At 42.6% G+C, this 14926-nt stretch carries 13 protein-coding genes; 6 read left to right on the forward strand and 7 right to left on the reverse strand.

The features are described from left to right. Positions 1–28 precede the first annotated feature (28 nt). The 4 genes from JFC10_RS10245 to JFC10_RS10260 form a co-directional block, all read right to left on the reverse strand. Positions 29–595, reverse strand: coding sequence for a hypothetical protein (locus JFC10_RS10245; protein WP_227685767.1), 567 nt, complete (start codon positions 593–595; stop codon positions 29–31). A 25-nt stretch (positions 596–620) separates the two neighbouring features. Beyond that, a complete protein-coding gene (locus JFC10_RS10250) occupies positions 621–1151 on the reverse strand; it encodes a hypothetical protein (protein ID WP_198332739.1) in 531 nt (176 codons plus the stop codon). Positions 1152–1264: 113 nt separating this feature from the next. After that, the gene (locus JFC10_RS10255) at positions 1265–1522 is read right to left on the reverse strand and encodes a YheV family putative metal-binding protein (RefSeq protein WP_198332740.1); all 258 of its coding nucleotides are present in this window, start codon (positions 1520–1522) and stop codon (positions 1265–1267) included. After that, positions 1523–3730 carry a M3 family metallopeptidase gene (locus JFC10_RS10260; RefSeq protein WP_198332741.1) on the reverse strand — a complete coding sequence of 736 codons (2208 nt, stop codon included), beginning with the start codon at positions 3728–3730 and terminating at the stop codon, positions 1523–1525. It lies immediately after the preceding gene. A 456-nt stretch (positions 3731–4186) separates the two neighbouring features. Between JFC10_RS10260 and JFC10_RS10265 the strand changes: the two genes are divergently transcribed. The 3 genes from JFC10_RS10265 (at position 4187) to JFC10_RS10275 (ending at position 7418) form a co-directional block, all read left to right on the forward strand. Further along, positions 4187–5299 carry an AOC03_06830 family ribosome hibernation factor gene (locus JFC10_RS10265; RefSeq protein ID WP_193012619.1) on the forward strand — a complete coding sequence of 371 codons (1113 nt, stop codon included), beginning with the start codon at positions 4187–4189 and terminating at the stop codon, positions 5297–5299. A 269-nt stretch (positions 5300–5568) separates the two neighbouring features. Next, entirely contained in the window at positions 5569–6327 is a 759-nt protein-coding gene (locus tag JFC10_RS10270; protein ID WP_193012620.1) for an endonuclease/exonuclease/phosphatase family protein, read from the forward strand. Between the two features lie 86 nt (positions 6328–6413). Further along, the gene (locus JFC10_RS10275) at positions 6414–7418 is read left to right on the forward strand and encodes an NADP-dependent oxidoreductase (protein ID WP_198332742.1); all 1005 of its coding nucleotides are present in this window, start codon (positions 6414–6416) and stop codon (positions 7416–7418) included. A 183-nt stretch (positions 7419–7601) separates the two neighbouring features. Here JFC10_RS10275 and JFC10_RS10280 read toward each other — a convergent pair whose 3' ends face one another. The 3 genes from JFC10_RS10280 to JFC10_RS10290 are packed head-to-tail and all read right to left on the reverse strand — an operon-like array spanning position 7602 to position 11101. Next, positions 7602–8234 carry an alpha-ketoglutarate-dependent dioxygenase AlkB family protein gene (locus JFC10_RS10280; protein WP_198332743.1) on the reverse strand — a complete coding sequence of 211 codons (633 nt, stop codon included), beginning with the start codon at positions 8232–8234 and terminating at the stop codon, positions 7602–7604. A 17-nt stretch (positions 8235–8251) separates the two neighbouring features. Next, complete coding sequence (locus JFC10_RS10285; protein ID WP_198332744.1) at positions 8252–9142, reverse strand: alpha/beta fold hydrolase; 891 nt, start codon at positions 9140–9142, stop codon at positions 8252–8254. Between the two features lie 51 nt (positions 9143–9193). Then, positions 9194–11101: an ABC transporter ATP-binding protein gene (locus JFC10_RS10290; RefSeq protein WP_198332745.1), complete on the reverse strand. Its 1908-nt coding sequence runs from the start codon at positions 11099–11101 to the stop codon at positions 9194–9196. 308 nt (positions 11102–11409) lie between these two features. Between JFC10_RS10290 and JFC10_RS10295 the strand changes: the two genes are divergently transcribed. The 3 genes from JFC10_RS10295 (at position 11410) to JFC10_RS10305 (ending at position 14868) form a co-directional block, all read left to right on the forward strand. Beyond that, positions 11410–12258, forward strand: a complete 849-nt coding sequence (locus JFC10_RS10295; RefSeq protein WP_198332746.1) for a DMT family transporter — start codon at positions 11410–11412, stop codon at positions 12256–12258. Positions 12259–12449: 191 nt separating this feature from the next. Continuing rightward, the gene (locus JFC10_RS10300; RefSeq protein ID WP_198332747.1) at positions 12450–13352 is read left to right on the forward strand and encodes a fructose bisphosphate aldolase; all 903 of its coding nucleotides are present in this window, start codon (positions 12450–12452) and stop codon (positions 13350–13352) included. Positions 13353–13539: 187 nt separating this feature from the next. Next, positions 13540–14868, forward strand: coding sequence for a metallophosphoesterase family protein (locus JFC10_RS10305; protein WP_198332748.1), 1329 nt, complete (start codon positions 13540–13542; stop codon positions 14866–14868). Positions 14869–14926 lie beyond the last annotated feature (58 nt).

Consider the following 14926-nt stretch of genomic DNA (forward strand, 5'->3'; position numbering starts at 1 on the left):
CTAAAAAAAGTCGAAATAAGCGATTGGTTTATATATTGATGTCTTTAGGAAGATGAATATCGATACGAATTTTCGGCAAGTCTTGCAAAGACTTGGTTAGTAATGGAAGCGTATCAGCATACCAATCTAAAGGCATTAGGTTTTTTGAGTTAGGTACATCGGTTGCATCATCTCGTGAATTATCATAAACAAGTGGGCGTGCGAGTAAGGAGACTCTACGGATACCTTGATAACGGATAAGCGGGATAAGCTGCTCAGATAAATCATTCAACGCGGCAATTAACCACTGTGATCTTGTGGGGTGGTAAGGATGATTTGATATAACAAGGTTAGCGATATAACTGGGTTGATTGCCATTACTGCTGATACTTAAACCGGCTTGCTCAAGCACGCGTTTATGGAGTAAGCAGCTGCCAACACTCAGACTGCCATCGCGGCATGCCCGATAATAACGTTGATAATTATCAGCAAATAAGGTCTTAGCTCTGGTGAGAACGGGATCTAATAAGATGCCAGAATTATTGATAGGCAAAATAAGCAGCTGCGCACTGCTATTTAAAATAGAGGCATGGGTTAGTTGTATATTTGCCATCATCAGCCCCTCCATAAAAACGATGTATTTATTCTACTGTTGTCGTAACAGCATCCTTCGCTTCTAATTGTGCTATTTGTTGTTCAAGTAGGGCGATTTGCTCTGCTTTCATATCAGTCAATTGCTTATTCATCGTCAGTTGTTCAGCAGCCAGTTTTTCTTGTTCGGCTAAGCGCTTACGCTCGTCTTCTAAGCGATCAATTTCTTCTTTAGCAAGACTATCTGTTTCTGGCAAAGCTGCATTTAAGATCGTTTCGGCATCAGGCATCTGATTAACTGTGATTGTCTCATCAGTATTTAACGTTAAACTACTATTGTCTGAAGTATTGTCACTATTATCTAAGGGCGTAGCATCTAACTGAGTAACGCTATCTTGTTCGGTAGTTGCTGGCGTACTTTCGATAGGCGCAGTATTAGCATCATACGAATTGTTTTTCCAGACTAAGTAACCAATCAATAACGCCGCTAAAACAATAATTGGCCACCATTTCTGGTGTGATTTGCTAGGCTCTTTTTCTAATGATTTAGTTGATAGAGGTCGCATTTTTTGGCTTTTCATACTATAGTCGATTTATGTTAGAAATATAAGTAGCCATACTATAGCAAACTCAAAATAAAAAGCCTATCTATTGCTAGATAGGCCGGTAGCTATTAAGACTTGACGCTTAAGATTTAATGTTTGAATTTTACTGTACCGCTGGTACCAGTAGCCATAGCATCACGAGCAATTTGGTCTTCAGCATGGTTTTTGGCACTGATTGCATCAGGATCAGGACGATGTTCTGTATGTCCACATTGAGTACATTCGATATACTCATCGGGTGTTGGTGTGACGATGTTTACTTGTACCACTGCATCTAGCGCCTGACATTTTGGGCAACGTACCCCTGCTAAAAACCGACGCTTGGCAGTTGATGATTGATAGCGCATTTAGATAACCTCGCACGTCGTTTGGGCATTAGTTTGAGCGCTGGTTTGAGAACTGACGGCATCGACATTTTTAACATTATCAAAGCCGCTATGACGTAGCAATGCATCAATGCTAGCACTGCGCCCACGGAAGTTCTCAAAGTTGGTCTTGGCAGGGAAACTACCACCGACTGATAGGATAGTCTCACGGAAGGCTTTACCAGTGACTGGATTAAAAATACCCTCTTCTTCAAACTTGCTAAAGGCATCTGCTGATAACAACTCTGCCCATTTATACGAGTAATAACCTGCCGCATAGCCACCGGCAAAGATATGACTAAAGCCGTTGGCAAAACGGTTGTAGTCAGGTGTCTGCATAATAGCAATGTCGTCTCGAACGGTACTTAGCATGGCTAAGATACCGTCATAATTAAGTGCTGGCGTGTGCGCATGAATCAATAAGTCAAACAGTGCGAACTCAATTTGACGTAGGGTTTGCATGCCGCTTTGGAAGTTCTTCACCGCCAATAATGCTTCAAGTTTGTCTTTTGGTAATGGCTCACCCGTTTCGACATGACTACTAATCAGCGCAATACCTTCGGCATCCCATGCCCAGTTTTCCATAAATTGACTGGGCAACTCGACCGCATCCCACTCAACGCCATTGACACCAGCGACATCACCGACCGTCACTTGGGTTAATAAATGATGTAGGCCATGACCAAATTCATGGAATAGAGTCAACACTTCATCGTGCGTCAACAAGCTTGGTTTACCATCGAGGGCAGGGGTGAAGTTACCCACCATAAAGCATACCGGTAGCTGCTGATGATTTTGTTCATCGTAAGTATAACGTGATTGAAAACCACTCATCCAAGCGCCGCCACGCTTACCACTACGAGCAAATAAGTCAAAGTAAAAGCCACCAAGCAAGTTATCATCAGCATCAAACAACTGATAAAAGCTGACATCGTCGTGCCAGCGTGATACGGATTCACTTTGCTCTTGGACTTTGATACCGTACAGACGCTCAACGATGGCAAATAATCCGCTAATCACTTTTGGTAAGGGAAAGTACGGGCGGATTTCTTCTTGCGATAAGCTGAACTCGCTTTGTTTTACTTTTTCGGCGATATAAGCACTGTCCCACGCCTGTAACTCATCAATACCATAATCCTGCGCATACTTTTGCAACTGAGCTAAGTCTTGCTTGGCCGCTGGGGTTGCTTGCGTGGCCAAATCCCGTAAAAAGGTTTCTACTTCTGCCACACTATCTGCCATTTTCGTCGATAGAGAGACTTCTGCATAATTGTCAAAACCTAATAGCTTGGCTTTTTGCTCACGTAATTGCAGGATTTGACTCATGATATCGGCGTTGTTTAGCGACTCACCTTTGGCATTGGTATGCGCATCAAACTCAGAAGCACGCGTGACATAAGCGTGATATAGGGTCTCGCGCAGTTTGCGGTCATCCGCATGGGTCATGATGGCAAGATAAACAGGGATATTTAAACTTGCTACGTAATAAGGACTTGGTAACGCATCGATTTCTACTTGCGTGAGCGTACCGTTGGCAAGCTCGCGGGCTTTATACTGTTCGCCAGCATCTGCGAGTAGCGCTAATCCACTTTCGGTTAGACCTGCCAATTGCTCTTGCTGCAGCGGTAAGGCATAGGCTTGGGTGGCATCCAATACGTTGTCTGAAAAGGTCGCTGATAAGGTGGAAAGCTGACTTTGAATAGCCGCAAACTTTTCTTGTTCATCTTTTGGTAATGCGACGCCTGACAGCTCAAAACTGCGTAGCGCAAGCTCAATAGCCCGCGCTCGTGCAGGCTCAAGGGCAGCAAAAAATGCTGTGTCATTGACGATGGTTTGATAGCGATTAAATAACGGCTGATGCTGTCCCACTCGTGTGCCATAAGCAGATAATTTAGGTAGCAGTTCATGATGGACATGACGAATGTCGTCATTGCTCATGACGCTATTGAGGTGCGATAAAATACCCCAACTGCGATCCAATGCCAGATTAATATGATCAAAAGTCATCACATCGGCCAGTGCTTGCTCAGCACTGATATTAGTCGGGCTGTTATGGCTGTCAGTATCTGCGCTCATCTCATCTAAAAATGTATTGGCTGCATCGATTGCACTGATGACATGGCTTTGTAATGTACTTGGCGAAACGTTGTCAAAATCGACAAGGCGTAAATCTGCAGGAAGGGTTTTCATAAAAGTATCCGATATCTGATCGTAGTGAATGAATTATTATTGAGTAAACGTCGCTATATATAAGAGATTGGCTTGCCGTAATATCTAGAACGTCAGTAGCTTTCTATTATTTTTCTTTTTTGCTGTCTTATTGATAAGCTATATAAAAGATGGGTTCGTTTGACGAAAATGCAACCTAATCATTGACTATAAAGAAAGTGAATCGAGAAGATAGTGGGATATTCAAGGGGTTTAAAGGGGATCAGTCAGTCTTTTAGAACAATACAGAGTGTTCTACTTACAAAGCGCTATCATTTGCTTGCAAATTAACCCTACATCGAGTGAGGTTTGACTGCTAGCATCAAGGCAATGGAATAGAAAGCCCAAGCATTACTGATAGCAAAAACTGTTAATTAGTTGACTCATAGCAAAAATTACAACGTTAAAAGTAAATGATAATAAAACAAGGAGCAATAAATGAAAGCGACTCTCAAAAGTTTACGTGAAACCAAAGCCAATCCTGCGGTTAGTATCTTTGTTAAAACTCATCGCGAGCATCCTGCTAATGATCAAGATCCCATTGCCCTGAAGAACCAATTAAAAGTGGCTGAAGAACGCTTAACCAACGAATACGATAAGCGTACAGCGACTACCATACTCGATAAGATTCATGATAAAACCAAAGAGCTAAATCACAACTTGAATCTTGATACCTTGGCTATTTTTGCCAGTACCGACGATGTGCAAGTCATCCGTATGCCGATTGACACCACGGAGCGTGTGGTAATTTCACATCGTTTTGCGACTCGAGATTTGGTGCGTGATATGGCAAGTGCGGTGCATTATTACACATTGGTGCTCACTCGTGATAATGCTCGCTTGATTGAAGCGTCTAATGATCGTGTGGTGAGAGAGTTCGATAAAGACGATGACCTACAAAAGAACATGGAGAATATTCCATTTCCTATTGAAAATAACGGTTTGTACACGACAGGCGATGGTGGATCGGATCGCTCGTCTAATAATGAGAGCAGCTACCTAAAAGAGTTTTTTAACCAAGTGGATAAAAGTGTACAAGAGCTGTGGGGTGAGCATAAAATGCCTCTCGTCGTCGTTGGCGATGCCAAAAACATCGGCTACTATAAAGAAGTTTGTGACCGTCCAGACAACATCATTGCCACAGTGTCAAATGCGACCAATCTAGAAGATGGTAGTGCTCAGCATATTATCAATAGTGTGCAAGAGGCGGTGGAAGGCTATCGTACATCACTTCATCAAGCCGCCATGGGTGAGATTGATAAAGCACGCGGTGCCAATATGTTGCAAACAGATCTACAAGAAGTCTACCGCAGTGCCTTCCAAGGTGCAGGCGAGACGCTTTATGTCCGTCGTGGTTATATACAGTCGGCCAAAATTGATGAAAAGGCACAGACTTTGAGTCTCGCAGATGATGCGGCTTCAGAAGGTGTCACCGATGATGCCATTGGCGAAATCATTGAGCATGTCATTCACAATGGTGGTGAGGTGGTCTTTATGCCACAAGATATCATGGGCGAAGATCAGCCGATAGCTCTAGTCACTCGCTACTAGTCTCGTCTTTATCGATGGTGCTTACTTGCAAGTTCGCCATTGATGGCAGATAGGTATAATATAAGAGCATTGGTTCGATAAGAGCCAATGCTCTTTTTTATATTGATAATTTATATTATAAGATTTTGCTTATAACAACTTTGTTAGAACTATTAATAATTATGAAAGATAAAATGAGAAGCATGGTGTGTTTTTGGACGACATAATCTTGTCCAATAGCCATCGCTTTTAACCTTTACTCTATCCATACTGAGTTTATGACTAATTCTATGACTACCACAACCTCTTTCGTGCTAACCAGCTATAACATTCATAAAGGCATGTCGCCGATGAATCGCCAAGTTAAAATACAAGGTATCGCCCAAGCGCTTGATATCATTGGCTCCGATGTACTGTGTCTACAAGAAGTGCAAGGTCAGAACCTTAAGCGCAATATGCAGTACAACGAATACCCTGACCAATCACAACATGAATGGTTTGGTGAGTATTTACAGCTGCAAAATAGCTATGGTAAAAACTCAGAGTATGAAAACGGTCATCATGGCAATGCGGTATTGAGCCGTTTTCCATTGGATCCCAAGCATAACGTCAATATCACCGTTAATAAGCTTGAGCAGCGCGGCGTTTTGCACTGCGAAGTACAACCAGTAGGATGGGATGTACCAGTCGTCGTATTGTGTGCGCACCTAAATTTGTTTGAGCGTGATCGAATTAAGCAGTATGAAGCCATTGCTAGCTATGTCCGCAATGAGATTGCACATGATCAACCACTGATTTTGGCAGGAGATTTTAATGACTGGAAAAAGATGTCTTGTGACAAGCTTGCCACCAGCTTGGGTATGACCGAAGCTTTCAAGCACTGTCATGGCAAACTGCTGCCAACTTTCCCAGCCAAGCTTCCTGTGCTTAGCTTAGATCGTATCTACGTGCGTAATCTAAGGGTGAAGGATGCCTGGGTACATACTGGCAAACCATGGTCGACACTGTCTGATCATTTGCCACTCAGTGCAGAATTGGCGCATTTATAAACGATTATTAAATAAGTTTAGTTATTCACTAAAAATAAAACTGAATGCAAAAACGAAGCAATAGATGCTTATAAGGATATATAACGATGTCTACTCTTTCTAATAACCCGCTACCAACGACGCAACACGCCGTACTCATACGTGAGTTTGGCGAACCTGAAGTAATGAGCTATCAAGATGGTGTAGTCATTCCTGTGTTAACAGACAATCAGGTATTGGTCAAAATCGCTTATGCTGGTATCAATCCTGTCGATTACAAAACGCGTCAAGGCAAAGGCTGGGGCGCTGAGGCCATTCAAAAAGACAAGTTTGATAAAAATGAGCCTGCAATTTTGGGCTTCGATATGGCAGGCACTGTGGTCGATAGTCGTAGTGAGCAGTTTACTATCGGTACACAGGTCGCTGCCCTGACTTTTCATGGCGGCTGTTATGCAGAGTATGTAGCAGTCGATGCTGAAATGCTGGCAAAAGTACCTGAGTCTGTCACGTTACAGCAAGCAGGTGCGCTACCTTGTATCGGACAGACGGCGCTACAGTTTGTAGAGTTTGCAGATATTCAAGATGGTGAGCATGTGGTAGTAAATGCGCCAGCAGGCGGCGTGGGTCACTTATTAATTCAGCTACTCATGGATAAAGTGGCTAAAAATAGTATCAAGGTCACCGTTATTTGCTCGCCAGAAAAATATGCCAAACTTGATGAAATAATAGATACCAATCAGCTTACAGGTTGGATTGATTATACCAAAGATGATGAATTTCCTGAGTTACAGGCAGATGTGCTACTGGATTTGGTCGGTAATGAAGCAGGGGTACGGGCGCTTAGCGTGCTCAAATCTGGTGGTCGCGTCAATGTATTACCAACGATTTGGGTGGATAAACTCAAAGAAGCGGGTAGCCAGAAGCAGTTAAAGGTAGCGGGTTATAAAGCGCAGCGTAGTGGTGAAGATATGGCGCGAGTTTTACAGCTCGTTGCAGATGGCAAGCTAACGCTACGTATTCAGCAAACATATCCCTTGTCTGAAGTGGTCGCGGCTCATCATGAGCTACAAAAAGGCGCTGCTTTTGGCAAGATTGTTTTAAAAGTGAGCTAGGGCATATGCCCTCAATCTGAACAAAAGCAACTAAGTCGGCTAAAAATGGTTAAATCTTGCCAAACGACGTCAATTAACTGGTTAATATCCTTGATATTATCTGCGCTATTTTCCTTGTTTGGCTGCCATTTATCTTATTTTTATCACCATTTTCAAAATGAAGACACGCCCTAGGATATTCATTTAATGCGATCGTATTTGTCGAAATGTGAGACTGATGCGCCCTGATGCGACAGTTTTGGTTTTCGTAATGGTGTGCTTCCAAAAATCCTGCGTATCACCATGCATAACGATAAGCTGACCGGACTCAAGATATAGCTCAACTTTGACGGGCTTTTTCTTTTGTCTAATAGTTTTATGCTTAAAGACAAATTTTCGCGTCGCACCGAGTGATAAAGAAGCAATAATCGGCTTCGTTCCCAGCTGTTTTTCATCGTCTGCATGATAACCCATGCCATCAGCACCAGAGGGATAGTAGTTAAGTAAGCAAGAATTAAAATCAACGTTGATGCCATGGCTTAATAACTGTTGTTCAATATGTTGTTTTACGTGCAATATCTGCTTTGACCATGGAATGGCTCGACGCGTCTGTCCAGAGTAATGATAACTGACATCGCTGCCACCCATCCAGACGATTTGGCGAGTGGTAACATGAGTTTTGCCAAACAACGTCACGATGTCAGGCTGCCAAGGTAGCTCGGTTAGTAAATTATCATAAAGAGCGTTAGCATCATTGATAACTACCCCTAAGTCATTGACCTGACCATCATAAGGCAACAGATTGTCAGTCGGCGTAGGGGCAAAAAGGTCAGTCATGACTTAGATGGCTCAGCTTATTTATGACTATGATAATGCTCATTGATAACTTGGGCACATAATTCAGGTGCTTCCATCGGCAGTAGATGACCATAATCTAACAAAGATATGATGTTGCTATCAGGGACGAATTTTTGCCATTGTTGTCGCACTTTTTGGTTGATAAATAACGTTGGCTTGCCAGTGATAAGCGTATAAGGACAGCTTAATTGTTTAAGAGCAGTATCGATGTGCGGCGCGCCAAAATAGTTGGCGAGCTCTTGTTCAGGCGCAAATATTAGCGTGTAACTGCCATTGGTATCTTTGGATAAACTTTGCTCCGCAAATACCCGCAAATGCGCATCACTCATTCGCCTATAAGCACGTTGAGCGCGCAAGTTCTCATAATAATCATCGATGCTTGCCCAAGTAGATTGTTTGGTGAGGGTGCTTTTAAAAGGTTCGCGGCTAAGCAGAAGCTTACGTGGCAATAGGTTGTAGAGTCTGGCTTGTGGTTTGGTAAACGTCACAGGCTCTATCAAATATAGCTGTGAAAACAGATCTGGGCGCTGAGCTGCAGCGATGGCAGTGGCAGTGGCTCCTTGCGAATGACCAATGCCAACGATGGGTTTGTCTTGCGTTTTTTCTAAAAACTCAATAAGTATCTCGGCATCTTGCTCGCGTGTAAGACGACGGCGCTGCGGTTTGTCGTACCAATAGCCACGAAGCGCAAGCGAGCTGATCTTGAAGTCAGTGGCCAGTGCATTCAATAAGGGACTGTAAGTACCAACGGTAAAACTATTGCCTCCATAAAAGTGTGCTGGCACGCGAGAGGCAGTACTTGACTGTATCGATGGCGTAAGCTGGCTAAGATTATAGTAGCGCGCTTGTTTTCCACTAATATTAATATTTTTTGCAAATGCTTTCATAATGTACACACCTCCTTGTGTCTGATTTTCAATGAAAATTAATGGTTGTACTTAGCTGTCTTCGCCTAAAAATCCGCCACTTTGACGGTGCCACAAGCGAGCATAAACACCGTGTAGATTTAATAATTCATCATGGCTGCCTTGTTCGATAATTTGACCTTTATCCATGACCACCAATCGATCAAGTGCGGCAATGGTAGAGAGACGATGGGCAATCGCAATGACCGTTTTACCTGTCATAATGTCATTCAGGCTTTCGGTAATGGCAAACTCAATCTCAGAGTCAAGGGCGCTGGTCGCTTCGTCTAATAGTAAGATGGGCGCATTTTTTAGCATAACACGTGAGATGGCGATACGTTGACGTTGACCGCCAGAGAGTTTGACGCCGCGCTCACCGACTTGGGTGTCAAGTCCCGTATTGCCCTTATCATCATATAAATCTTTGATAAAGTCCCATGCTTGCGCTTGTTTGGCAGCGGTAATAATTTCTTCATCGGTTGCCTCAGGACGACCGTAAGCGATATTTTCACGTACTGTCCGATGCAGCAAAGACGTATCTTGCGTCACCATACCTATCTGCTGGCGCAAAGACTCTTGAGTGACTTCATCAATTGCTTGTCCATCGATAAGGATTTTACCGCTATCGACATCAAAGAAGCGTAACAATAAATTAACCAAGGTTGATTTACCGGCACCTGAGCGTCCAACCAAGCCAATCTTTTCGCCGGGTTTAATGTCTAAATAGAAGTTATCAAGCAGTTTAGTATTATTAGTAGGCGTTGCTGGTGTTTTTACTGTGTCTAAGGTGTCGCCTTCGATATCGTCGCTATCATTCTCATAACTAAAATCAACATGATCGAAAACGATACGACCTTCGGTGACTTTTAAAGCGGGTGCATTGGGCTTATCAACGATTTTTTGCGGTGCTGATAAGGTACGCATGCCATCTTGTACGGTTCCGATACTTTCAAACAGACTGGCAGTCTGCCACATGATCCAGCGAGTTAAACCGTTCAGACGTAGTGCCATGGCTGTCGCGGCAGCAATCGCACCGACACCGACCGCACCTTGTTGCCATAAATATAAGCCAATAGCCGCAGTGCCACTAACCAAAATCACACTGATTAGATGGGTTGATACTTCTAAATAACTGACCCAGCGCATCTGTGCATGGACGGTACCTAAAAATTGCCCCATGGCATTTTTGGCATAACTCAGCTCACGGCGTGAATGGCTAAACAGCTTGACCGTCATGATATTGGCATAAGCATCTGTAATACGGCCTGTCATCAAAGCACGGGCATCGGCTTGCACAATGGCAGTTTGTTTGAGCTTAGGGATAAAGTACCAAATGGTCAGCGCAACCAAGACCAGCCAAACGATAAACGGGATTAATAATAGACTGTCCAGATTAAATAAAATGACACCTGATGTAATAAAATAAACGGTGACATACATAAACATGTCGGTGACGGTCATGACCGTATCGCGTACAGCCAGTGCAGTTTGCATAACTTTGGCTGAGACACGTCCAGAAAACTCGTCTTGATAAAACTGCATCGATTGCCCAAGCATCCGCTGGTGAAAGCGCCAGCGCATTTGCATGGGAAAGACGCCTTGCAAAGTCTGAAAATGGATAAACGATGACAATGCAATCCATAGCGGACTCACGATCATGACGGCTAGCATGAGCAGTAGCATGTCGCCTTTTTCTAACCACAGGTTCTGCGGCGTATACACGCCTAGCCAGTCAACGATATTCCCAATCCAAGCAAATAACATCGCTTCATAGATGCCAATACCCGCAGACAAAATCATAAATACCAATAGCCAGCCACGTAAACCGTTGGTACACGCCCACAAGAACTTTAGCATGCCATCACGGGGTGAAGGTAGCGGCATCGGAGTTTCAGGGAAGGCAGGCAGGCGAGTTTCAAAAAATCGAAATAGAGCATTCATAGGCAGTTATAAAACATCAATAGCAGTACGCCAAAATCAACGACATTACTCGTTATTTTGAATCTTTACTTTTGTTATTAGGGGTGTGCACTATTTTAGCAAAATTCCCAATCAGACCTGCATGCTAATTGTAAATTGAACGGTAAAGAACTACTTGTCAGCAGTCGAATAAAAGCCAATAAATAGATTGCTGATTAAGAAATATTTTGTTACATTCTATGGCTTTATCCTCATTAGCAGTTCGCGTTTTATCTGCAGTATATGAATAATACCCACGTAAAAATGGCAGTTTAACAAGGTAATAGCTCATGATATATTTGACGATAGCGGTGCTTTGTAGTGTCGCCGTTTCAGTATTGCTTAAAATGTTACGACAGAAAGATATCGACATACGCCAGACCATCGTCGCAGGTTATCCAGTGGCTTTTTTACTGACGTGGTTTTTATTGAAGCCTGATGTAGGCACCATACATGAGCTTGATAATGCTTGGGGTATTATCATCGCGCTTGGTATCCTGCTTCCCGCCGTGTTTATCATCCTCGGACGCGCAATAGAAGCAGTTGGCATGGTGGCAACTGATGCGGCTCAGCGTTTGTCATTAATCATCCCTATCATCGCGGCTTTTTTATTGTTTGGTGAAGTACTGACAGGCACTCGTATATTCGGGCTGGCGTTAGGATTTTTGGCACTTGGTGCACTGATTTATCGTCCACAGCACGTTGAGATTGGTAAGCAAGCCACACATACGCCGCTTTGGTTGTTTAGCGTATGGGCAGGTTATGGCTTGATTGATATCTTATTCAAGCAGGTCGCCAAGCAAGGCACTGCTTTTCCTCTTACGTTATTTGTCAGCTTTGGCTTAGCAGGATTATTGCTGTTCATTTATTTGCTGATTATGCGGGTGCGCTGGCAGGGGAATGCACTGATCGCAGGATTATTATTAGGTGTACTCAATATGGGCAATATTTATGCTTATGTACGTGCGCATCAAGTATTGTCCGAGTCACCCAGTGTCGTCTTTACGGGTATGAATGTCGGCGTCATTGCAGTGGCAACCTTGATAGGGGTTGGTGTGTTTAAAGAGTCGCTTAACCGTATTAATGTATTGGGTTTATTATTAGCGATTTGCTGTGTGGCAGTGCTGTTTTTAGCATAAACGTTTAGCCTAGTGAGTTCGCTCATAGGACAAATAATAATCATTTTACCAACGAGTTAACTTATCAGATATAGGCACAAAGAGAGTCCTATGATAAGGTTGTCTACAAATAGCAAGGCTGATATAAGCTAACAAAAAGTGATTTACTTTGTGACACTTGACCTCAATAAATAAAATAGGACGCACTCTCAATGGAATATCAAAACCAATATAACAAACAGCTACAACGTATCAAAAATGGTTCAGGGTTCATTGCGGCACTTGATCAAAGTGGTGGCAGCACGCCAAAAGCCCTGGAAAATTATGGTGTCATGGGCGATGATTATGACAACGATGAAGCGATGTTTGATCTGGTGCATGAAATGCGCGCCCGTATCATGACTTGTGAAGCCTTTGATAATAAGCGTGTACTTGGGGCGATTTTGTTCGAAGATACTATGGAACGTGAAGTCAATGGTAAACCAACGGCCAATTATCTATGGGAAGATAAAAATATTGTGCCGTTTTTAAAAGTGGATAAGGGTTTGGCTGAGCAAATGAATGGTGTCCAAGTGATGCGTCCAATGCCAAATTTAGACTTGCTACTCGATAAAGCCAAAAACTATCCAGTATTTGGCACCAAAATGCGCTCAGTGATTTATGAGCCGAATGTCGATGGCATTGAGCTGGTCGTGCAACAGCAATTCGATGTGGCAAAACAGATACTCTCAAAAGGTCTGATGCCAATCGTAGAGCCTGAAGTAGATATCAACAGTAGCAAAAAGCATGAATGTGAAGTCATACTCAAGACCAGCATTTTGCACAATCTGGATCGTTTGACTGATGATCAGCAAGTAATGCTTAAGCTTACATTGCCTGAAGAAGCAGGATTCTATCAAGAGCTGATTGATCATCCAAAAGTATTAAAAGTCGTGGCGTTATCGGGCGGCTACAGCCGTGGCGATGCTTGTGCTAAGCTCAAGCAAAATCCAGGTATGATTGCTAGCTTTTCACGGGCCTTTACTGAAGGGCTAAGTAAGCAGCAAAGTGATGATGAGTTTGCTAATACTATCAACACGTCTATCGAAGAGATTTATGAGGCGTCGAAAGTTTAAAAACTGAATTTTAAAAAACAGAGTTTAAAAGCTATAATTTGGTACTCACCAAATTCCCAACAGATAAAATATCTGTTGGGAATTTTTTGTTTATTTGTATTGATTTAGTATCATTTTCAATTTATTATTAGCGAAATTAAGTTCACTTCTATATTGATCTACCGTTAACCTAAATGGATATGTATTGATGAATAAACGCTATCTAAGTTTGGCTTTGGCTTCTATGTTGGCACTTTATGGCTGCGGTGGTGGTAGTGATGGCGGTAATAAAAATAGTGGTGGTACGCCAGAGACGCCAGTCATACCAACTACTAAACCAGATAAGATTGAACCACAGGTACCAGATGTCACCTTTTCCAACGAAATGGCGGCTGAAGAAGGCGAGGACGTCGATCAGTACATTCGCGCACCTGCTAGGTTAAATAACGAAACTGGGAAAATGTATAAGGTTTTGCCAATTTCTGGAACGCACCTTGGAAACCTACATAATTATGACAGTATTGAAACTACTAGGATTTTTTACCCTGAAAGCGATAGCTATGTGACGGTCAACAAAGGCAATCTTGCTACCATGGCCTCTTTTGAAGATTTGCTACAAGATAAAAACCCAAGTCTACCTGATATTTTCAACATGCTATCTGGAAATCTTGTAGACACCAGTAGTAATAGCTACAAGCTCTATAAAGGTAAACGTGAAGCTGAGTTTCTTCGCTATACGTGTTCTCGAGCGTTAACGCTTGGTGAGCAAGAGCTATCAATGCAGTCTCAGGATTTATCAAATTTTATCAATCATTTGAACAACAATCCTTTTTGTAAAGAGGATACAGCAGTACTGGCAGCCAACTTATCTGAGGATAAAAGTAAGGCTTTGAAAGCTCTGGGTGTAACTATTGAACCCCATCTCACTCAAGAAATAGCGTGGGGGAAGACAATGGCATGGATTGGCGTGGCTTATAGTGATGACGTCCTTGGCACTACGAACTCAGTACAGCAAATTATTGATGAGCTATCTCGCAAAGGTATTCACCATATTGGTTTACTCAGTGCGATGGGAGGCACTAACGACAAAGTTATGCTGAATTCTCTGACAGAAGTAGATGTTGTTTTGGGTAATTTGGATGTTTCAGCAAATGAGACAGATTTTTCAGAACTGAAGGCCAACTTAAATCAAAAACTGGATAGTTATAAGTTTGAAACAATGAATAGAGGTGGACAGAAAGTATGTATGAGTTACAACAGCAATAAAATATTGACGTCAAGCTCCTATGAGGCTGAGACGAATATCAAAGGTGAAGTAACACAGTGCGAAGGTTCGGTATACCTCTATATAGATAAACCCGACACTCGCTATAATGAGGAAGTTTATTCTTACGCGGAGTTTTATGAGTATATAAAAGGACTCAATAACGCCCTAGATAATTTTGGCGGTGACAAAGAGTTTTACATTGTTTCCAAGCTAGAATCTGGAGGTATTGATGAAATCCGAAAAATTGAGAAAAAATATCCACTGAATTGAGTATTTAATTTTTAAAAATGTTAAGAGTTATTTTAAAAAAAGCTCGAACCTGATTATC

This window comes from Psychrobacter aquimaris (assembly GCF_016107525.1).
In the GTDB taxonomy this organism is placed as follows: domain Bacteria; phylum Pseudomonadota; class Gammaproteobacteria; order Pseudomonadales; family Moraxellaceae; genus Psychrobacter; species Psychrobacter aquimaris.

Coding starts and splice junctions, on each gene's coding strand:
- JFC10_RS10280 (WP_198332743.1), bottom strand. CDS start 8,234: ATGACTGACCTTTTTGCCCCTACGCCGACTGACAATCTGTTGCCTTAT.
- JFC10_RS10295 (WP_198332746.1), top strand. CDS start 11,410: ATGATATATTTGACGATAGCGGTGCTTTGTAGTGTCGCCGTTTCAGTA.
- JFC10_RS10255 (WP_198332740.1), bottom strand. CDS start 1,522: ATGCGCTATCAATCATCAACTGCCAAGCGTCGGTTTTTAGCAGGGGTA.
- JFC10_RS10305 (WP_198332748.1), top strand. CDS start 13,540: ATGAATAAACGCTATCTAAGTTTGGCTTTGGCTTCTATGTTGGCACTT.
- JFC10_RS10260 (WP_198332741.1), bottom strand. CDS start 3,730: ATGAAAACCCTTCCTGCAGATTTACGCCTTGTCGATTTTGACAACGTT.
- JFC10_RS10300 (WP_198332747.1), top strand. CDS start 12,450: ATGGAATATCAAAACCAATATAACAAACAGCTACAACGTATCAAAAAT.
- JFC10_RS10250 (WP_198332739.1), bottom strand. CDS start 1,151: ATGAAAAGCCAAAAAATGCGACCTCTATCAACTAAATCATTAGAAAAA.
- JFC10_RS10270 (WP_193012620.1), top strand. CDS start 5,569: ATGACTACCACAACCTCTTTCGTGCTAACCAGCTATAACATTCATAAA.
- JFC10_RS10245 (WP_227685767.1), bottom strand. CDS start 595: ATGATGGCAAATATACAACTAACCCATGCCTCTATTTTAAATAGCAGT.
- JFC10_RS10265 (WP_193012619.1), top strand. CDS start 4,187: ATGAAAGCGACTCTCAAAAGTTTACGTGAAACCAAAGCCAATCCTGCG.
- JFC10_RS10285 (WP_198332744.1), bottom strand. CDS start 9,142: ATGAAAGCATTTGCAAAAAATATTAATATTAGTGGAAAACAAGCGCGC.
- JFC10_RS10275 (WP_198332742.1), top strand. CDS start 6,414: ATGTCTACTCTTTCTAATAACCCGCTACCAACGACGCAACACGCCGTA.
- JFC10_RS10290 (WP_198332745.1), bottom strand. CDS start 11,101: ATGAATGCTCTATTTCGATTTTTTGAAACTCGCCTGCCTGCCTTCCCT.